We start from the raw sequence: 20,385 nt of genomic DNA, 5'->3' as shown, positions 1-20,385 counted from the left end.
TTTGGGGCGCCAGTAACACCAGACCCACAACGAGAGCTGTATGAATATTGTAACATAATTTGCCACTAAAATGACAAAAAGAACCGCTGCGCTAAGGTTCATTTGCTATCGTATAGCGTTTGGATTTTCACTTTTTCGTGCAGGTGGCCATAAGATTAAAGAAATAGAGAGGGGGATATCCACATCCGGTTCAAAAGGGAGGAGGCCCTTTTGAACGGAACGGGGAGGAATAGGGGACGTGTGAAAAAAACAAATGAAGAAAGTTATTTGAAAGAAGCATAGCCGTCATCAAGCATGACAACACTTCCGTTAATGACATCTGCTTCTTCAAGCGTTAATAGATAAACCGCATTTGCAATGGCTTCAGGACGGATCAGTTTTTTGCGCATTTGCTGTTCTGTCATTTTTTGTGTCATTCCGGCATCTTTATATGCCTGTATAATCGGCGTATCCACACTGCCCGGTGCAATGCCGACGACGCGAATACCGTATTGTGCTAGTTCAAGCGCAGCATTTTGGGTCATCATCCGGACTGCGCCTTTTGCAACCTGATATGGGAAAGTACCGAAGCTGGCCAAATATCCGAATACGGAAGCCGTGTTGATAATAACGCCTTTGACATCCAGCTCGCGCATTTTTCTGCCAGCGGCAATGATTCCATATGCAACGCCGTGCTGATTGACATCAATGACACGCAAGTAATCTTCTATTTTCAAACTCAGGATATGCCCGAGCGTTCCGATTCCGGCGTTGTTGAACATCACATCAATCGTCCCGTATATTTCAACCGCCTGATTGACAAGTGATTCAACCTCTTCGAATTTGGAAACATCCGTCTTGGCAAAAACAGCATCTCCGCCTTCTTGTTTGATCAATTCCACCGTTTCAAGCCCTTTTTCTTCATCAATATCGGCAACCACAACGGAATCGCCTTTACGTGCAAAAGTTAAACTGGTTTCCCGGCCAATCCCGCTGCCGGCGCCTGTAATCACTGCAACTTTGCCTGACATGATGCATACCTCCTGATGGATATATTCTTAGAAAAAGTAAGCGTTTACTTTTCTTTACAATTTTTAGTGTATCACCGCAAGAAAAGGTTTACAATAAAAGGAAAGAACAGTTCGAAAAATCGACTTATATCAATAGACAGGTTTAAAACCATCAAAAAAGGATAAACACTTGCAGTTATTTTAAAGAAAAAACAGGCGAAAAATGAAACCGATGAGGAATGCTCATTCATGCACAAATATAGGAAAATCAGCCAGAAGAAGAATTTTAAGGCAAAAGAATGTGCAGGGATTGCAAATAAAAGAACAAACCAAGATTAGATGACTCAATGAAAGCATGTGCGAAAATGCAACAACGCTGCGTGATGGAATAAATCTGGAACGATCAATGAAACGCATACCGGACAAACCGAAATCCTGATGAGATGGAAAGATGCAATAAAGATTGTGTTTCACGGAAAAAATGTTTCTGTCTCAATGTTTTAAGTAATCTTCTTTTTTGAGACAAAATTTCGTTTTACTCCTCAACTAGCTATAATATATATTATGTTAACTAGATAAAAATCATCACATTGCAGATATGCCCGGCCACCCCTTTTCCCTTGTACCCAGAGATTATCTTTGGCCAGAGTCGTTTTCTCCTAAAAAATCCGCTGTATAATGCAGCGGATTTTTTAGGTCAAGCCTGAATATACGATTTTTACGATTTTCCGGTTTTTACCGATGCCATTGTATTTTGGATCGATTTTGCCGATTCGTGCAACCAGGATGTTTCCTGTTCATCGAGTTCAATTTCAAGCTGTTGTTCGATCCCGTTACGGCCGATGACACTTGGTATGCTTAAAGCGACATCACCGTTATATCCGTACTGACCATGCAAAGTGGCTGAAACCGGATAAATGCTTTTTTCATCCAGCATCACGGCTTTTGCCAATGTCACTGCAGCTTCAGCAACACCGGCATTGGTCCACCCTTTCCCATTCAGGACATCAAAAGCAGTTTTCACCACCTTTTGTCTGAAAGCTTCCCTGTCCAACGGTTCTTTTCCTTTAAACACGCTGTCCAGTTCTTTTTCACGGAATCCCTGTACATTTAAACGACTGAAAACCGGAAATGCGGTAAACCCGTGTTCGCCCATCATATAACCCGTTACACTTTTCGGATCAATGCTGTAATTTTCGGCAACAAGCTGGCGGAGGCGGGCCGAGTCAAGCATGGTGCCTGTTCCGAATATCCGCCCTTTCGAATAGCCAAATTCATTTTCAGCAATATAGACAATCGTATCAAGCGGATTTGTAATGAAAATGATGACAGCTTCTTTTGTATATTTCGTAATCCCTGCCATGACTTCCCGCACCACGGCGGCATTCGTCCTGGCAAGCCCTGCCCGGTCCGGCATTTCGTCTTTTTCCGACGGAAGCACGCTTGGCCCTGCTGCACAAATAATGACGTCCGCATCGGCGCATTCCGAGTAATCCCCTGCTTTCACGCTTGTGTTTGGCATATATGTAAGTGCCGTGGCATGTCTCCAATCGAGCGCTTCCCCAAATGCGACCCCTTTCTTTTTATCCAATACAGCAATTTCCGAAAAAAGGCCCAGTTTCATCGCATTTGCAAGCACATACGAACCGACATGCCCAACGCCTGCAACTACTAATTTTGTCTTTTTCACAGTTGTCTTCCCTCCTTGTTTTCTTTATTTTAACATTTAAAATCATACTATTGCAGTGAAAATTTCGTAAACCGGAAAAACGGCGCAAAAAAAGCTGCCCGGTCCGCAGTACGGCAGGCAGCTAGCTTCATGATTATTTTTTAAAAATGGTTGAAATCACTTTATCGTAACTCATCGTGCTGTCCACGACATAAGTACCAGGGCGAAGATGATTCTCAACACCCTTCTTTTCGACATCTTTACTGAATTGAAATGCATCATCCACGATATTAGCTTTCTCAAGCAATTTGCCGACATCAATGCTCGTCATCCCATCCGTCACCTGGAACACAACCCGGTTGACGGTTTTGGTTTTCGCGGATTTTTCAGCGGATGACTTCGCATCAGCCAGATCTTTGTCATATGCAGCCTTGGTTTGAACGACATATCCTGCATGCTCTAGTTTGTCTTTCATCTGGCTGTTGGAGAGTTTTGCAGTTTCAGCCGTATTTGTTTTTTTCACCGTATTGTCCGCTGCTTTGCCTGTTTCGGAAAAATAAACGGCGCCTGTTACAGCCGTGGCGAGCAAAATCCCTGCGGCAAAGCTGCTCAATTTATTCATTCCCACCGGCAACCTTGCTCCTTTCGTTTTTCGCCGCCATAAACGGGGCCAGAATTTCCTCAATTTCCGCTTTTGTCACTTGTTTTTTTTCTGCAATGCTTTCAATAGAGTAGTTGCGTTTATATAAATCCAGCACTTCAAGCCTGAACTGTTTATCAAAGGCAGAAAGCTGGATGCCGGCTTCTTTTTCAAGAATGTCCATTTCCAGTTCAAGCGTCCGGATGCCGTCTTTCAGATGATTGATTTCATCCATGAGTGCCAAATGCACCGTTTCCAATTCCTGCTGTTCCTCTTTCGCACGGTTCCGCGTTTTAAAGATGGACATGATCAGCAACACAACGGATACCGCAAATAAAATTACCAATGTCCAGACCATCAAATATGTACCCCTCCTTCAAAAATCTTCTTCCTGTACCCTATTATTATACATGTCCAGCCTTTTATTTTCGATAAAAAACAAGAATTTATGACAAAAGTTGCACAAAAAAAACACCAGCCGGACCAGCGGCTGGTGTACTGTTCTTTAATAATACGGTGCCATCATCAAGTAAACGATCACGCCGGTGATGCTGACATAAAGCCAGATTGGCATCGCCCAACGGACAATTTTTTTGTGCTTTTTCACCTGCATTGTCCATCCCCACACAAGTGCGAACAAAGCAAGCGGAACAATAATGGCCGCGAGAAAACTGTGGGTAATCAAGATAAAGAAATAGATGAACCGGATTGCCCCTTCCCCGCCATATCTTGCCGTTTCAGGCGAAAGATAATGGAATGTCAAATAAGAAAGCAAAAACAAAAACGTTGACGCAAAAGCGGCCAGTACAAATCCTCTATGCACATTGATATTTTTCCGTTTAATGGCGATGAGCGCGCAGACGAGAAAAATAAACGTAAAGCTGTTAAAAACGGCGTTCATCCTCGGCAAAATATAAATATCAAATCCTACTTTACCCTTGTAACCGATGTTCGTAAAAAAGAGCAGCAAAATGATAATATTTGCGATAAGGGAAACGGTGATAATCAGCGCCGTAAAATTTTTATCACTTTTCGGTTGGTAAGAAGGACTGTTCCCTTTATTCATGTTTTCATGCACCCCGCATTTTACATTCTGTAATCATATGCTTTCATGATAGCATGAAGATTGGTAGACAAACAACAATAGCGAAGTTTTTCACATTCATTTTTATTTGTGGTAAAGTAAAAGTGAAAAATTATACATACTGGAGCGAAATGATGGGACACTATGAAGCACTTTTTTTAGATGTAGACGGAACGATTTTGACACCGGAAGATACGATCCAGCCTTCAACAAAAAAGGCCGTGGTCAAAGCAAAAAAGCACGGCATGGAAGTCTTCCTGGCAACCGGGAGGCCGCTTCATGAAATTTCGTGGCTGATGGACGAACTGGAAATCGAATCCGCGATCGGCTATAACGGCACACTTGCTGTCTATAGAGGAAAAAACCTTTTTAAAACGGTAATGGACCCTAAAATTGTCGATAAATTTATTGGCATTGCCGAAAAGCACGGACATGAAGTCGTTTTGTATACGGACCGGCAAAACTTTATCACTTCTTTTGATGTGCCTGAAGTGAAAAGTTTTATAAAAAAAATCCACCTTCGCCAAAACGCCCCTTTTACACCGGCAGTACTTGATCAAGTATTGGGCATTACGCTTGTGAATGTCCGGGGAAACGGCGCCGCATTGTATGCAGATTTGCCCGGCCTGCATTTATCCCAGGTCAACATTGATGGATTCAGGCATTGTTACGACGTTATTCTTGATAAAGTGAATAAAGGCATGGCTGTAGCCAAAACCCTGGATATCCTCGGCATTCCAAAAGAAAAAGCCGTTGCGTTTGGGGACGGCATGAACGATAAAGAAATGCTGGAGGCAGTCGGCGAAAGTTTTGCGATGGCAAACAGCAACCCCGGACTGTTTGCTTATGCAAAACACCGGACGACAAGCGTTACCGAATCCGGTATTTACCATGGTTTGGAAATGCTCGGGGTGATCGATCAAGCATAAGGGGGAGCGTCCGTTTTAGCAGTGAAAAATGAATAAAAAGAGCCGGCAACCCCGGCTTCTTTTATGAAAAATTATCTTGAAGCGCTTTTCGCAAGAGCTGCTCGCACCGTTCCAAATCAGCTTTGACAAGTTTTTTGTACGCTTTTGCTTTTTCCATGTCTTTGATTTTGTATACCACAACCTCTTTTCTTTTTGCCCCGTCCGGTTTTACTTTTATTTTGGTCAAAATTTGCTCCTCATCTTCCAGTTCATGAAGCGCCCGGTAGATTTCGGAATGCTGCGGTTCGAAACCGAGCGGCTTAAATTCTTTTTTCAATTCATCCAAAAGCTGCAGCCCGTACCACCGTCCGTTTTCAATATTGGTGATAATATAAAGTTTTAAAAAGGCGCGCTGTTTGATTAAAAAGCCGGTACTCTCCCTTTGCCGTTTTTCCGCCATGCTACTCACCCCTTTTTCTTCCATTATAGTAAAATGTGCCGGCAGCACACAAAAATTAACACTCGAACGTATGTTATTTTAGCTGTGTAGGTTTTTTGTTTTTTATTATGTTTTTAGCACATTGTGTAATTTTTATAAAATCTGCTCTGAAACCCTTTCATTTCTATAAAATGGAGTCGCGTTTTATATCAACCGTGCATCCGGCTAAGCCGGCAAAAGAATGGTAAAAATTCGTTCATTTTTATCGTGCAAACATTTGGTCAAAAGTTATTTATCTTTTAGCACATAGTGTTATTAAAACAAATTAAACAAAAAAATACCGGTGATTTGCCGGCATTCCGCTTTTCCCAAACAGCACGGGCGCCCTTTCTCAAAATGGGTATTTTTTGCTGCCGTGCTGTTTGCCTTACTCCCCGGAAATTTGTTTTCGCAAAACGTGTTTTAAAACTTTCCCGCTCGCATTTCGTAGAAGCGTCTGTAAAAATTCAATTTCGGCCGGCCATTTATATTTTGCAAGTTTTCCCGAACAATAGGCGAGCACTTTTTCTTCTGTCAATGTTTCGCCTTTTTTCACGACAATATAGGCTTTTGGCACTTCCCCGTATATTTCATGCGGAATTCCGACCACTGCCGCTTCCAAAATTTCCGGCATTTCATACAGCACTTCCTCCACTTCCACCGGATAAACATTTTCGCCTCCACGTATTAACATATCTTTTTTACGGTCAACTAAATACAGAAAGCCGGCTTCATCGAAATAGCCCAAATCTCCGCTGTAAAGCCAACCGTTTTGCAATACCCTCCGCGTTTCTTCTTCATTTTTCAAATATCCTTTCATGACTTGCGGCCCTTTAACGATGATTTCGCCTACTTCCCCGGCGGAAACAGGTGAACCGTCCGCATCTACCACTTGAATTTCCGTTTGCGGCAATGCTTGGCCAACCGAACCTGCCTTTTCCAAAGCAAAACGGTCAGTTAATGTTGAAGCTGCCGGCGCATTTTCGGTCTGGCCGTATAAGTTTTGTACTTTTACTGCCGGAAAACGCGTTTTTAACTGGCGCACACGTTCATACGGCATCGGAGACGCACCATAACAGAACAATCGCAAATAAGACAGGTCAACTTCAGCCATTTTCGGCGTATTGAGAAGGATACTGTACATTGCCGGCACCCCGAAGAAAACAGTAACTTTTTCTTTTTCCATTGTTTCAAGCGTTTTCTCAGGGGAAAATTGTTCTTCTATGATCATGGTGCCACCACGGTAGATGGCCGGAATGCTAAAGACATGGCATGCCGCGCAATGGAATAATGGGGTGACAATATGCACACGGTCTTCCCTGCTTAAATCCATTGCCTCAGACCAGATTTGTGCCGCTGCCCGGACATTTGCGGCAGACAGCATGACGCCTTTTGGCCTGCCGGTTGTGCCGGATGTATAAAAAATCACAGCAGTATCATCTGCCTCTATTTGGGGAGGCATAAAAGCATCCGTATTTTCTCCGGCAATAGTCCGGAATGTGTCTTCCCCGCCGACCATCAAGCGGTCTTGGAATTGATGAAACTCGCGTGGAATTTCATGCAGTATATGAAGCAGGCGGATATCATAGATGAGGGCTTTTGCTTCTGAGTGATGAAAAATATACTGCACTTCGGGTGGTGCCAATTTTGTATTGACAGGCATGGCTGTGAAACCGCCCAGTTGACAGGCATAATAGGCAATGAGCAGCACATCGGAATTATGGAGAAAAAGGGCAATGATGTCTTCCTTTTTGTACCCCTTTTTTTGGAAAAAGCCGGCGACATTTACCGCCTCCCGGTAAAATTGGGCATAAGTCGTTTTCTTTCCCCGGTAAGACGTAATGATATGGTCCGGTTGATGAATGGCATGCCATTTGAGCTGTTGCCCAACAAACATTTTTACTCCTCCTGTTCGAAAAACCCGGTTTTTCCGTTTGCCGCAGTAAAACGCCGGCCGGCTGCGATGATACGCTCCTTTCCACAGCCGGAAACAGCATGTTTTTACTCCAATCTTTCAATGATCGTCGCGTTTGCCATACCGTAACCTTCGCACATCGTTTGCAAGCCGTAACGGCCGTTTGTTCGTTCCAGTTCGTGTATTAGCGTTGTCATGAGCCGCGCCCCGCTTGCGCCAAGCGGATGGCCAAGCGCAATCGCACCGCCGTTCGGGTTCAGTTTTTCCGGACTGGCGCCGGTTTCTAAAAGCCAGGCAAGCGGTACGGAAGCAAATGCCTCGTTCACTTCAAATACATCGATGTCATCAATCGAAAGCCCCGCCTGACATAACACTTTTTCCGTAGCCGGGATCACCCCTGTCAGCATCAGTGTCGGATCAGACCCAACAACGGTCCGGGCGAGAATTCGGAACCGCGGCTTCAGGCCAAGTGCCTCTGCTTTTGTGCGGGACATGATTAAAACGGCAGCTGCCCCGTCGCTAATCTGGCTCGCATTACCTGCCGTGATACGCCCGTCTTCCTGAAAAGCCGGTTTCAGCGCGGACAATTTCTGAATCGATGTATCTGAACGCGGGCCTTCATCTTTCACAACTGTCACGGTCTTGCCATCAGGCTGTTCCGCTTCAACCGGCATGATCTCCCTGTCAAAACGCCCTTCTTTTTGCGCCTGCAATGCACGCCTGTGGCTTTCAAGCGCATAGTGGTCCATCTTTTCACGGCTAATGCCCCACTTTTCCGCAATCAAGTCTGCGGACAGCCCCTGATGGATCATGTTGTATTTTGCAGTGAGCAACTTGCTGAATGCGGCGCCGTTCCTGTTGGAGCCGATCGGAACGCGCGACATGCTCTCAACCCCGCCTGCAATCACCACATCCATATCGCCGGAGAGAACCGCCTGAGCTGCAAAATGCACCGCCTGCTGACTGGATCCGCACTGGCGGTCAATGGTAACGCCGGGCACTTCAATCGGAAATCCTGCGATCAACGTTGCCTGCCGCGCAATATCAGACGCCTGTTCCCCGACCTGGGAAACACAGCCCATGATCACATCTTCCACCATATCCGGAGATATCCCCGCCCGTTCGACCACTTCCTGTAAAACTTTCGCCGCCAGCTCTTCTGCCCGGATCCCGCTTAATAATCCATTCCGCTTTCCAACGGGTGTCCGAACCGCTTCTATAATGACCGCTTCCCGCATCCGCATTCCCCTCACCATAAAAATTTTCCATTCATCTTATACCCTGCGTTTTTAAACTGCGATTCCGCTTGTAAACCCGTATTTCCTGTCTTAGTCTCGCATTTGCACGGGACTCTTTTGAAAATGGTGCCCGGCCCGGACTGTTTTTATCGACCCGTTAAGCAACCGGCCCAATCCGCCTTGCGCGTGCGATTTTGAGATGTTTCCCGTGCCTGCCTGCCAGGCGGATTTTTCCATCATCAGCTTCACATTACTTCGGCTGCATCCGGATCGCACCGTCAAGTCGGATCGTTTCCCCGTTCAGCATCGGATTCAAGACAATACTTTGGACAAGCTGCGCATACTCTGCCGGCCGTCCGAGACGGGGAGGAAACGGTGTCATCTTGCCAAGCGCATCCCTTGCTTTTTCTGGCAAAGAAGCGAAAAGCGGCGTTTCAAATACACCCGGTGCAATCGTGACAACACGAATGCCAAGGCTGGCAAGATCCCTGGCAACCGGAAGCGTCATCCCGACAATGCCGCCTTTTGACGCGCTGTAGGCTGCCTGCCCGATCTGCCCTTCAAAAGCGGCAACCGAGGCTGTATTAATGATCACTCCTCTTTCCCCTTCTTCGTTCGGGCTGTTCTGTGCCATTTTTTCAGCGGTAAGCCGGATCACATTAAACGTGCCAATCAGATTCACCTCAATCACTTTCCGAAAAGAGGCAAGATCATGTACGCCGCTTTTGCCGTATGTTTTTTTCGCCGCTCCGATGCCGGCACAATTTACCAGTATGTTAACGCTTTCAATTTGTTCTAGCGCATCTTGAACACTTTTCTCATCCGTTACATCCGTTTTGAAAAAACGAACCCGCCCTTTTAGTTCCTGCTCCAATTTTGCTCCTTTTTCCTGTTGAAGGTCAAAAACAACCGCCTTCGCGCCCGTTTCCACCAATTTCCTTACCGTTGCTTCCCCGAGCCCTGATGCCCCGCCGGTTACAATGGCTGTGCTGTTTTCCAGATTCATTTGACTAAACCCCTCTCCCATGAAGATCTGTTCCGTATCTAAAATACTAAATGTTTGTATTTTCACTGTCAACCGAAAAAAAACCGCTCAAAAAGCGGTTTTAATGTTCCAGCAAAAGGTTGACGGGAACGCTCATCTTTTTATCCGGATGATCAAGGGTATGCACCGTTGCTGTTTCTTCCTGCCGGTCAACATGCTCGATGTAAATCCTTTCCCCGTTCAAAGTGACCGTCACCATTTCTGGCACATTCATAATTTCCTGCGCACGTCTTGCATCCATACCAAAACCTCCGTTTCTTTTTACAATTAAAGTATGGATAGGGGAGTGTGAAACTATACCGGTATTTAAACATCCACCCCTTCCTGTTAAAATAAAACAAAGAACAGAAACGGAGATGATGGAGATGAAGTCTTTTAAAATCGTACTTGGCGATATTACAAAAGTCAAAACGGATGCCATCGTAAATGCGGCGAATACAACACTGCTCGGCGGCGGTGGTGTGGACGGGGCCATCCATAGAGCAGCAGGGCCCGAGCTCCTTGAGGAATGCCGGAAATTGAACGGATGCCCGACCGGCGAAGCAAAAATGACGAAAGGATACCGGCTGCCGGCAAAATACGTCATTCATACGCCCGGCCCCGTCTGGCAGGGAGGCGGCCATCATGAAGCCGAATTATTGGAAAACAGTTACCAAAACAGCCTGCGCCTCGCTGAATCGAAAGGACTGCGAACGGTTGCTTTTCCTTCCATCAGCACCGGTGTATACCATTTCCCGCTGGATGCGGCTGCCCGGATCGCTGTCCGCACCATTTGTACATTCCTTGAAACTTCCGACTCGGTGCAGGAAGTGTGGATGGTGTGTTTTGACGAGCGGACAAAACAAGCGTACGAAAAAGCAACAACAGAATGGAAAAGCATTTCATATGATAGCGAAAAATCGGGCAATAAAGTGACAATCCTGGTAAATTGAGGTTTCGCACAGCATGCCGGCTTTTTTGCCCGGGCCGGTACGTGCTGGAAAACCGGGAAGCAGAGACATTTTTACAGATGTTTCGCAGCTGCCGCCGTTTTTCCACATCCATGCCGCTTCACCGGGAAACTTACTTTGTCCTCCCGCTGGATCCCCGGGCCCGGGGTCTTCTGTTTTAGGAATCTGCAGCAGCTTCCAATTCGGAAAGGTTCTTGTATTTTCTGGCCCGGTCGATCTTGCTTTTTCGAATATGAAACTGTTTAACAGCGTATTGCCGCATTATATCCGGCTCGAATACAATCTGCGATTCAAAATTTGACTGTTCCCGTTGTAAAACCGCCAGTCCGACAAGGTATTCGACAACGCCGTAAGCATGCATCCACAACTCATCCATATAGTCATGGAACAATTTAAACCTTTCCTCATTTCCAACTACAAGCCGCTGTATCGTATAAATGCCAAACTGGATATGCCTGCCTTCATCCATATTTAAATAATCAATGCCCTGTAAAATGCCCGGGAACAAGCCGGCTTTTTTATAAATCTGCCTGAACGAATAATAACCGGATTCCGCAAGCACGCCTTCCACAATCATATTGTAAACCGTCGCCGCACGGATGACCGCTTCAGGCGAATCGTCTGTATACAGGCGCTCCATTGCTTCGGGCAGCGCTTCGTAAAAAATCCGCTTGTAGCTGTCATTATGGTAGGCCGATAAATCAAGATCGCCGACGCCCACTGCCTGCTGCCAGCGCGAAAACATTTCCGTATGTTTGGCTTCATCGTGCAAAAAGGTGGTCAAAAACATCGTGTCTTCAAGCCGGCCCTGTCTTGCCATCGCATGGAGCATCGGCAAAATATCGAGCGTAACCGCTTCTTCCCCGGCTGAAAAAGAGGAAATAAGCGGTAACGATGCTATCCTCTCTTCCTCCCTTAATTGGAGAAAATCTTCCCGGTCTTGGCTGAAATCAATGTCAGCCGGATTCCACCCGCCGTTCCGCTTTGCTTTTTCATAAAGCTTATACATCGGGTCATTCCAGTTGATTTGACCCTCAACGGTTTGAAAACGTTCATGCGCCATCTTTTCATCTCCTTGTCAGGTGCGCCATGCCGGAACGGTCCTGTCGTGCCTCTAACCGGCAGGCATGGTGCTCGGTTTATCAGCTTCCGCCAAAAAATCCGGTCAACTTCTGTGCCGGCACACCCAAGCGAGCGGGAATCCCTTGCCACACCAGGGGTTTCCCTTTTTCAAAACGGATCCCAGGAGCGGTGTTGTAAAGGGCTTTCGCTTCTTTTGTTTCCATCAGGAAGCGTTATATGCTGACAAAACGTCCTGCAACCGCAAAGCCAGCCCCATATCCCCTTTCAGCCGGAGTTTGCCGGTTAAAAAAGCCGTCGTGCCGTTCATTTTGCCTTGCACCAGTTTTTTAAAGTCAGCGGATGACATGGAGAGCGTACAATTCGGATCCTCCGCTTCCCCCGCCCCAGCGTAACTGCCTTCCGGACGCATAACGACATGGTAAGTCCCTTCTTCTTCCCCACTTAAATTAAACTGGTATACCGCGTTCATTCCTTGTGACCGGGAAGGATCTTTCTTTAAGGCAGCATCAATTGTTTGAAAAATTTCGTCAACGGTTTCCATGCGGTTCCTCCTTGTTGTAAAAGTGGCTTTCACAACTAATTATATATTCCGAACCTTTCAAGGCCAATTCCTATATATGTAGGGAAATCGGAAGCCCGGTTTTCTGCTTGCCCTATATTTATCGCCCGTCTAAAGCCATACCTTCTGCGCAAACTTGAACAACCGGTTTTTGGTTTACCGGCTGCACGTCTTTTCCTTCGGCGCAAAAAAATCATCTGCCTCTTAAGCTGAAGCAGATGCGAGCTGATCAGGGCAAAAAATATAAAATTTGTCCATTCACCAGTCGGCTCGATATTTTTCCGGCAAATTCCAGATAAAGACATCTTGTAATTGTTGCCATAAACGGAGCGAAAAATTGCTTTATTGCCATATCCCCATAAGTATCCCGGCAGATTTGCGCCGCTGTTTTCTCTCCTTCTTGAAGCGACATGACAATTTGCTTGAGTCTATGCTCATGGCGCATCCGGATGCTCTCCGCCCGCGCCTTTACATCCTCAATTAGCCCGCCGTGCCCCGGAAGCGCCACTTTGACAGGCAGGTCTTTAATCCGGTCAAGCGAATCAAAATAATCCCCAAGCGGGTTTTTGTCGTTCTCAGACCAGGCGGCAACAATGGGGGACAAGTCTTTTAACACATGGTCTCCGAGCACCAGAATTTGCTTTTTGCGATTGTAAAAACAAAAATGGTCCGGCGCATGGCCAGGCGTCCGGATCGCTTCGTAAGGATCATCACCGAGCAGAACCTGTTCGCCATTTTTAAAAAGGCCGTCCGGTTCAAAATCATATTTCGGGATCTCACGTGCAAAATTCCGTTTCGGCAAAGTCGGCCCGCCATGCTTTTGCAAAACCGCTTCGTATTTATCATGTGAAACGGCAAAACGGGCCTTTGTTTCCTGCATGGTCTGAAAGCTTAAATCGGACATGAAAACAGGTACACTGTATTTTTCTTTCAGCCATTTCGCAAGCCCGAGATGGTCGGGATGCGAATGTGTCAGCACAATTTTTTCAATGGGAAAAACCGATGCCAGCACTTTGTTCCATGTTTCCTTCGCCGTTTCATGGAAGTCCCCGGTATCCACAATCGTGTACCCTTTTTTTCCTTTAAAAAGATAGCAATTGACCTCCCGCATGCCGAATGGAAAACGGACGACCAGTTTCCATACATTTTCCGCCACTTTCGTGAAGTCGCATGAATCCTTTTTCTCTGTAAAACTTGCCAAATCCATCCCCTCCTACCATAAGCATAACTTTTCGGAGGAACTGGGGCAAACTTTTTCACTTTTTTTAATCGTATGCATGATGCCGCCAATCAGGCAGATGGTGCCATAAGTACCTGCCTTTTTGGGCTGGGCTCAACTGTCCCGCAAAATCACCTGTTCGATCGGTTCTTTTGCAAATTCAATGCCGTTTTCGCGGAACAGCCGGACGATCACATGGCGCATTTCATTTTCAATCTCATCTTTCTGGTTGCCCGGCAAAAGCGGGATCTCTACAAGAAAATCAAAGCTATGGTTCCGCAACCGGATCAACTTTACAGACGCTATCGTATCCGGTGCGAGACCATGATCTGCTTCTTTTACTGTTTCAAAAGCCTCGTGCAATAGCTTTTCCACCTTTTTTGTATCCATTTCGGAACTGACGCTGACCTGAATAGAAGCAGAAGGCTTTTCCGTCGTCCGGTTTTTAATGACCTGTTCAATAAAATATTGATTTGGAACAATCAGCGTACCGCTTTTATCGAGCCGGACCGTTGTAGAGCGGAGATTGATTTTCTCCACTCTGCCGGTTTCCTCATTGATTTCAACCGTTTCACCGACTTCAATCGGGCGTTCAAATAAAATGATGATCCCGGATACGAAGTTTGCCGCGATGTTGCGCATGCCAAAGCCGAGCCCGATCCCGATTACGCTTAAAACCGCCCCAAGTGCAGACAGGTCAAGGCCGACCGTTGTAAAGCTGATACAAAGTGCAGCAATCATGACGGTATAATAAATGAGGCGGTTAAACGTATACCCGAGTCCTCGGTCAACGTGATAATGGTCATAAACGGTTGAAAGCACATATTTTGTCAGAAGCTTCACAAGCCTGTGCGCGAGCGTGACAATCATTAAAGCAACAATCAGCAAAAACGGCGTGACATCGAGCCCGCCTTTGGAATAAAGCGGGTAAAACAACCACCTGTTATCGGAGAAATCAAACAGGAAGATCAAAAGTACACCGTATAAACAAGCCCAGTTTGTAATTGAATAAACCGCTGGCTCGACCGTTTTTTGCAGCCGGCGGTTCCTTTTTGCAAGCACGGATACCGTCCACTTCAACAGCTTGCCGGCAACAAGCAAAACGACCGTATCAAGCGCAAAACGAAAAAGATGAATGTCCGAGAATTCTTTCCATACTGTATCCAACAACATAACCACCCGGTTCCAAGATGATATTTTTTCTATACCCTGAAACCGGGCATTCAATCGTTACAAGCCGTATTTCCGCAGTTTTCTGTAAAATGTGCTGCGCGGAATATCCAGCATTTTCGCCGCTGCCGCCGCATTTCCTTTCGTATGTTTCAAAGCTTCCAGTATCATATCGCGCTCAATCGCTTCCCGCGGGTTCAGCGTCGTGACCTGTTTTTCCATGCCGTTAAGCCCGGTCTCTCCGGAAACATATTCGTCCACATACCGTTCCGCTTCTTCTTCACCGGCCACAGCAAGCAGTCGGACGTTTTCAATCACATTCATCAGTTCACGGATATTGCCGGGCCAATGATAATCCTGCATTTTCTTCATAACCGCCGGCGGGATTTCGACGTCTTGATTTTTCTTTCTGCTGATATACTGAATCAAAGCAGGCAAGTCTTCTTTTCTTTCGCGCAAAGCAGGAAGGCGGACGGGAAAAACATACAGGCGGTAAAACAAATCTTCACGGAACTTCCCTTCTTTGACGAGCTTCGGTAAATCCTTGTGGGTCGCGGCAATAATCCGGACGTCCACACTTACTTCTTTTGCAGAACCGACCGGCACGACTTTTCTTTCCTGCAGGACGCGGAGCAACGCCGTTTGCATGGCAGACGGCAGCTCGGCCACTTCGTCAAGAAATAAGGTGCCGCCATGGGCCTGCTCGAATTTTCCTTTATGGCCACCCCGTTTTGCGCCGGTAAAAGCCCCGTCGGCATAACCGAAAAACTCGCTTTCCATTAATTCTTTCGGCACAGCCCCGCAATTGACGGCAATAAACGGGCCGTTTTTCCGGCTGCTGTTTTCATGGATGGCTCGTGCGACCAGCTCCTTTCCAGTTCCGGTCTCACCCGTGATAAAACAAGTGGTATCGGAAAGGGAAGCAATCCGGGCTTTGCGCAACGTTTCCTGAAAACTTCTACTTATACCGGTGACGCCACGGAAGACGAACTTTTCTTTTTGAAGAAGGGTGCCGGAAAGATTTTTATTTTCAGACAAAAAGAAACAGGTGCCGATTTTTTCCCGGCTGGAAGGCAATGGAATGGATTGGTTCACAATGGTATCCGTTTGGGAGGTCATTTCTTCAATCGTTCTACCAAAATAATCCGGCATTTTCTTCCGAAGCGGCCGGCTTGCCGCAACGGCTTTTCCTTCTTCATCCGTAATGACGAGTAACCGGTCCCCGTACTGGTCCGAAAGTTCAACAGCTTTTTGGATGAAACGTTCATGCCGGCTTTTTGCCATGCGTACGATTTCCTGCTCTACTGTATAAGCCAGCGATGAAACCATGGCGAGCATGAAAGGGTGGGATTCGGTATATGGACATGTTAAGTCCATGACGCCAACAAGATTCCTTTGGCTGTCGTAAACCGGCGCGGCTGCACAGCTCCACTGGTGGGAGGCAACCGAAAAATGCTCAGGGCCGTTCACCATCACGGCTTCCCCTGTCTCAAGCGTAGTGCCGATCGCATTCGTGCCGACCCGCTCTTCCGTCCAGCAAACCCCTTCGACAAAATTAATTTTTTGCGCTTCAAAAATGGTTTTCCGGTTTCCTGATACGGACAGCACATGCCCGCAAGGATCAATCAGGAGCGCCATCATGCCGGCTTCCTGAAACACAGGCTCCATCTTTTTCACATGGCGTTCGGCAATATTTAAAAAATCTTTATGCCTTTCCCGGTGTGCCAATAGTTTTTCAACAGGCAGGATATGCTGCCCTTTCCGCAAATACGGGTTCACATCCCGTTTTTTACAGCGGTACCACGATTCAGCGATTCGGTTGTTGATTCTCTCGGGATCCAATGTCCCTTCCTGCACAAACTTTTTCCACGTATTCCAATAACATACAGCCATCTTTCATCCCTCCGACTCATCATAGAAAATTGCGCATCAGGAAGAAAGTCGTGATGTTCTTTTCTATTATAATCGAATACGGAAAGCGTTTTCAATATGTAGACAGGGCTTATGAATATTCCCGGCAGTCTGAGAGACTGCCGGGAATGATTATACGTGCACCGGATGCCCCTGTGCATTTAAAACGGCTTCATGGATGGCTTCTGAGACGGTCGGATGAGCGGCAATCAAGCGCTCAAGCAGATCAGCCGTCATTTCCCCGTTCAGCATCAATACCCCCTGCCCGACCAGTTCTGTTGCATGCGGGCCGCAAATGGACAAGCCGACCACCTCTTCGTATTCCGGCTCGATGATGACTTTCACTTTCCCAACCTGTTCCCCGCTGATCATCGCTTTTCCGTTTGCCGAAAACGGAAATTCGCCGATCCGAACAGCGCCGTACATTTCTTTCGCCTGCTTTTCGGTGAGGCCGGTGCCGGCAATTTCCGGAAACGTATAAATGCAGCGGGGAACGGCTTTGTAATCCGCACTTGCCTCCATTCCGCATGCATTGAGCGCCGCCACTTTTCCTTCATGAAAAGCGACATGTGCAAGTTGGATGCCGCCAATACAATCGCCGCAGGCATAAATATGGGGGATGTTCGTCTGCATCTTTTCATTGACTTTTATGCCCGATTTTTCATACGCCACCCCGGCATTTTCGAGGCCGATCCCGTTGACAGACGGTTTCCGGCCGATTGAAACAAGCACGTATTCCCCGTAAATCTCGCGCGTTTCCCCTTCCTGCTCAATCAGCGCGCATTTCTTATCACGGTCCAGTTTTTTTACGGCAGCAGATGTATAAATGTCCCCCCCGTCTTTTTCAAGCTGCTCTTTTAAAATATTCGCGATATCCGCATCTTCCCCCGGCAAAATATGTGGGGCCATCTCTATGATCGACACTTTTGTCCCAAGCCGGCTGTAAATGCTCGCAAACTCGCAACCGATTACCCCGCCGCCGACAATTACGAGCGATGGAGGCAGGCCGGGAAGAGACATGGCCTGCGTGCTGTCGATGATCCAGTTGCCATCAAACGGCGCAAACGGGAGGGAGCTCGGTTCAGACCCTGTTGCGATGATGAACTGGTCCGCTTTTATTTCAACCGTGCCGTTTGCTGTTTCTGCAAGAACAACATGGGGTGACTGGAATGCCGCTTTTCCCTGCACGATTTTGATTTTGTTTTTCTTCATTAAGTATTGAATGCCCTGTACAAGCCGGGAAACGATCGCATTTTTCCTTTCAAGCAGGGAGGACCAGTCAATGGACACCGCTTCCTTGTTCACCCGGATCCCGAATTTGTCCGCTTCCCGGATGTCCCGGTAGCGCCCTGCACTTTCCAAAAGCGTCTTGGTCGGCATGCACCCTTCATTTAAGCATGTACCGCCGAGTGTCGCCTGTTCAAATAAAATGACATCCGCACCCTGCTGTGCTGCTGTAATGGCAGCGACGTAGCCCGCAGGCCCGCCGCCTAAAATCCCGATGGTTTCCATCCTGATCCCTTCTTTCCTACAAAAGCATCGTAACCGGTTCTTCCAAATATTGCTTGACCGTTTGCAGGAAGGCCGCTGCCGGCGCCCCGTCGAGCACGCGGTGGTCAAACGTCAGGCTGAGCGGCAGCCGGCTCCTTTTTTCAATTTTGTCCCCGATAAAAACAGCTTCATCCGAAACGACACCGACACCCAATATTCCGGCTTCCGGCGGGTTCAAAATAGGCGTAAAAAATTCGACGCCGCTTGCACCCAGGCTTGAAATGGTAAAAGTGGACCCTTGCATCTCATCTGCCGGCAGTTTCCCGGATCTTGCTGCCGCTGTTTTTTCTTTGATTTCTTTTGCCAAGTCGATCAGCGATTTGCTTTCGGCGTTGCGAATGACCGGGACAATCAGCCCTTTTTCAACCGCCGTTGCGATGCCCAAATGGATTTCCGGGTAAGTGACAATTGTGTTATCCATAAACGCACTGTTCATTTCCGGATGGTTTTCGAGAGCAAGGATGGCAGCTCTTGCTATAAAATCCGTGATCGTCAGTTTGCTGTCGTACCGTTTTGTGATTGTCTCTTTCACTTGCGTTTTTAGCGCCAATAGTTCCGTGACATCCGCTTTCATCGTGATCGTCAGCTGTGCAGCCGATTGCAGGCTGGCATGCATGCGTTCTGCGATCACTTTGCGCATGCCGGATACCGGTGTGTGCTTCGGTTCTTTTCCTGCCGGCGCCTGGATGAGGCTGTCCTGTTTGCGGCTTTCTTTCTTTGACGCAATTGCCTGTTCCACATCTTCTTTTGTAATCCTGCCCCCTGGCCCAGTCCCTTTTATATCTTCCGGTTTGATGCCTGCTGCTTCCGCCATTTTCCGCGCGACCGGGGAAATTTTCACGCGCACTTTCCCCGGTTTTTTCGGGAGCGGTGCGGGACGGGCCGCCTTTATTTCTTCTTTTTGTCCTTTTTCTTCCTGCACCGGGGCTGCTGTTGCCGCCACTTCTTCATCCGGGTTTCCAATATAGCAAATCACCGTTCCCGGCGGCACGCCCTTTCCTTCCGGCACATTGATTTTTAATACATTGCCGTCCGCAGGGGACTCGATTTCCATCTCTATTTTTTCCGAACTGATGCTGGCGATCGGGTCGCCTTTTTTAACGGCTTCTCCTTCTGTTTTATTCCATTGTGAAACAGTTCCTTCTTTCATCGCCATCCCAAGTTTGGGCATAATGACTTCAACCGGCATGCCAACCACTCCTTTCTATCTGTCTGTTATTGCCCGACCGGTTCCCCCAAGAGCTCTGATACCGCCTGCACAATTTTCCCGGCGGACGGCAAATACAAATCTTCAAGCGGCGGTGAGAACGGAACCGGCGTGTGCGGTGCCGTGATCCGTTTGATCGGGGCATCCAGATCATCAAACCCTTTATCGGCAACAAGTGCCGCAATATCGGTTGCCACATTGCACCGCGGGTTCGCTTCATCGACCACAATGAGCCGGTTTGTTTTTGCGACCGACTGGAGAATCGTCCCTTCATCAAGCGGCGATAAACTGCGCGGGTCAATCACTTCCGCTTCGATGCCGTCTTTGGCAAGCCGTTCTGCCGCTTCAAGCGCCGTCTGCACCTGTTTGCCAACTGCAACAATGGTGATGTCGCTTCCTTCACGTTTCCTGTCCGCCTTACCGAGCGGAATCGTATAGTAATCTTCGGGCACTTCCCCTTTTATGTTGTAAAGCGTTTTATCTTCAAAAAAGATAACCGGGTCATTGTCTTCGATCGCAGCCAAAAGCAGCCCTTTCGCATCATATGGCGTTGACGGCACGACGACTTTTAAGCCCGGTATCGACGTAAACAGCGCATACAGGCTTTGCGAGTGCTGGGCCGCCGCCCGGAAACCGGCGCCGTGCATCGTCCGGACCGTCACCGGCACTTGCGCCTTGCCGCCGAACATGTACCGGAATTTCGCGCCCTGGTTGAGCACTTCGTCCAGACAGCTGCCGATAAAATCGTTGAACATGAGCTCTGCAATCG

At 47.4% G+C, this 20,385-nt stretch carries 20 protein-coding genes; 2 read left to right on the top strand and 18 right to left on the bottom strand.

Going from position 1 to position 20,385, the window contains the following annotated elements; translation table 11 throughout:
* Nucleotides 1–263: 263 nt before the first annotated feature.
* From P9687_RS13335 to P9687_RS13315, 5 genes are all read right to left on the bottom strand, one after another.
* Nucleotides 264–1,010, bottom strand: coding sequence for an SDR family NAD(P)-dependent oxidoreductase (locus tag P9687_RS13335; protein ID WP_035189853.1), 747 nt, complete (start codon nucleotides 1,008–1,010; stop codon nucleotides 264–266).
* A gap of 697 nt (nucleotides 1,011–1,707) precedes the next feature.
* Entirely contained in the window at nucleotides 1,708–2,679 is a 972-nt protein-coding gene (locus P9687_RS13330) for an L-lactate dehydrogenase (RefSeq protein ID WP_035189852.1), read from the bottom strand.
* A gap of 133 nt (nucleotides 2,680–2,812) precedes the next feature.
* A complete protein-coding gene (locus P9687_RS13325; protein ID WP_026683417.1) occupies nucleotides 2,813–3,280 on the bottom strand; it encodes an aminodeoxychorismate lyase in 468 nt (155 codons plus the stop codon).
* Complete coding sequence (locus P9687_RS13320; RefSeq protein WP_014098287.1) at nucleotides 3,273–3,656, bottom strand: hypothetical protein; 384 nt, start codon at nucleotides 3,654–3,656, stop codon at nucleotides 3,273–3,275. Before P9687_RS13320 ends, P9687_RS13325 begins: the two co-directional genes overlap by 8 nt.
* A 147-nt stretch (nucleotides 3,657–3,803) precedes the next feature.
* Nucleotides 3,804–4,364, bottom strand: coding sequence for a DUF420 domain-containing protein (locus P9687_RS13315; protein WP_014098288.1), 561 nt, complete (start codon nucleotides 4,362–4,364; stop codon nucleotides 3,804–3,806).
* A gap of 152 nt (nucleotides 4,365–4,516) precedes the next feature.
* On the opposite strand from P9687_RS13315, the gene P9687_RS13310 reads away from it, so the two are divergent.
* Complete coding sequence (locus P9687_RS13310) at nucleotides 4,517–5,311, top strand: Cof-type HAD-IIB family hydrolase (RefSeq protein WP_014098289.1); 795 nt, start codon at nucleotides 4,517–4,519, stop codon at nucleotides 5,309–5,311.
* 61 nt (nucleotides 5,312–5,372) lie between these two features.
* Here P9687_RS13310 and P9687_RS13305 read toward each other — a convergent pair whose 3' ends face one another.
* The 5 genes from P9687_RS13305 to P9687_RS13285 all read right to left on the bottom strand — a co-directional run bounded on the left by P9687_RS13305 (nucleotide 5,373) and on the right by P9687_RS13285 (nucleotide 10,207).
* Nucleotides 5,373–5,750, bottom strand: coding sequence for a helix-turn-helix transcriptional regulator (locus P9687_RS13305; RefSeq protein WP_014098290.1), 378 nt, complete (start codon nucleotides 5,748–5,750; stop codon nucleotides 5,373–5,375).
* Between the two features lie 406 nt (nucleotides 5,751–6,156).
* Nucleotides 6,157–7,665, bottom strand: coding sequence for a class I adenylate-forming enzyme family protein (locus P9687_RS13300; RefSeq protein ID WP_035189851.1), 1,509 nt, complete (start codon nucleotides 7,663–7,665; stop codon nucleotides 6,157–6,159).
* Between the two features lie 104 nt (nucleotides 7,666–7,769).
* Complete coding sequence (locus P9687_RS13295) at nucleotides 7,770–8,921, bottom strand: thiolase family protein (protein ID WP_035189850.1); 1,152 nt, start codon at nucleotides 8,919–8,921, stop codon at nucleotides 7,770–7,772.
* A gap of 250 nt (nucleotides 8,922–9,171) precedes the next feature.
* Nucleotides 9,172–9,927 (bottom strand): 3-hydroxyacyl-CoA dehydrogenase, encoded by a 756-nt coding sequence (locus P9687_RS13290; protein ID WP_026683418.1) that lies wholly within the window; start codon nucleotides 9,925–9,927, stop codon nucleotides 9,172–9,174.
* Nucleotides 9,928–10,027: 100 nt separating this feature from the next.
* Nucleotides 10,028–10,207: an H-type small acid-soluble spore protein gene (locus tag P9687_RS13285; protein WP_014098294.1), complete on the bottom strand. Its 180-nt coding sequence runs from the start codon at nucleotides 10,205–10,207 to the stop codon at nucleotides 10,028–10,030.
* Nucleotides 10,208–10,331: 124 nt separating this feature from the next.
* On the opposite strand from P9687_RS13285, the gene P9687_RS13280 reads away from it, so the two are divergent.
* Nucleotides 10,332–10,898, top strand: a complete 567-nt coding sequence (locus P9687_RS13280; protein ID WP_035189848.1) for an O-acetyl-ADP-ribose deacetylase — start codon at nucleotides 10,332–10,334, stop codon at nucleotides 10,896–10,898.
* 175 nt (nucleotides 10,899–11,073) lie between these two features.
* Here P9687_RS13280 and P9687_RS13275 read toward each other — a convergent pair whose 3' ends face one another.
* The 8 genes from P9687_RS13275 to P9687_RS13240 form a co-directional block, all read right to left on the bottom strand.
* Nucleotides 11,074–11,979 carry a R2-like ligand-binding oxidase gene (locus P9687_RS13275; protein ID WP_014098297.1) on the bottom strand — a complete coding sequence of 302 codons (906 nt, stop codon included), beginning with the start codon at nucleotides 11,977–11,979 and terminating at the stop codon, nucleotides 11,074–11,076.
* Between the two features lie 222 nt (nucleotides 11,980–12,201).
* Nucleotides 12,202–12,540: an SCP2 sterol-binding domain-containing protein gene (locus tag P9687_RS13270; RefSeq protein ID WP_014098298.1), complete on the bottom strand. Its 339-nt coding sequence runs from the start codon at nucleotides 12,538–12,540 to the stop codon at nucleotides 12,202–12,204.
* Nucleotides 12,541–12,787: 247 nt separating this feature from the next.
* Nucleotides 12,788–13,765, bottom strand: coding sequence for an MBL fold metallo-hydrolase (locus P9687_RS13265; RefSeq protein WP_225620887.1), 978 nt, complete (start codon nucleotides 13,763–13,765; stop codon nucleotides 12,788–12,790).
* Between the two features lie 126 nt (nucleotides 13,766–13,891).
* The gene (locus P9687_RS13260; RefSeq protein WP_014098300.1) at nucleotides 13,892–14,947 is read right to left on the bottom strand and encodes a mechanosensitive ion channel family protein; all 1,056 of its coding nucleotides are present in this window, start codon (nucleotides 14,945–14,947) and stop codon (nucleotides 13,892–13,894) included.
* A gap of 60 nt (nucleotides 14,948–15,007) precedes the next feature.
* Nucleotides 15,008–16,840 (bottom strand): sigma-54-dependent Fis family transcriptional regulator, encoded by a 1,833-nt coding sequence (locus P9687_RS13255; protein ID WP_014098301.1) that lies wholly within the window; start codon nucleotides 16,838–16,840, stop codon nucleotides 15,008–15,010.
* Between the two features lie 150 nt (nucleotides 16,841–16,990).
* A complete protein-coding gene (gene lpdA, locus P9687_RS13250) occupies nucleotides 16,991–18,370 on the bottom strand; it encodes a dihydrolipoyl dehydrogenase (protein WP_035189845.1) in 1,380 nt (459 codons plus the stop codon).
* Nucleotides 18,371–18,386: 16 nt separating this feature from the next.
* On the bottom strand, nucleotides 18,387–19,598 hold the full coding sequence (locus tag P9687_RS13245; RefSeq protein ID WP_035189843.1) for a dihydrolipoamide acetyltransferase family protein: 1,212 nt from the start codon (nucleotides 19,596–19,598) through the stop codon (nucleotides 18,387–18,389).
* 26 nt (nucleotides 19,599–19,624) lie between these two features.
* Nucleotides 19,625–20,385: alpha-ketoacid dehydrogenase subunit beta (locus tag P9687_RS13240; protein ID WP_328228904.1), on the bottom strand; the 761-nt coding region annotated here is incomplete at its 5' end.

This window comes from Weizmannia sp. CD-2023, assembly GCF_036225245.1.
GTDB classification, from domain to species: domain Bacteria; phylum Bacillota; class Bacilli; order Bacillales; family Bacillaceae_C; genus Weizmannia; species Weizmannia faecalis.
Note: the sequence above shows the minus strand (reverse complement) of the source record. Positions and strands in the feature narration are given on the sequence as shown.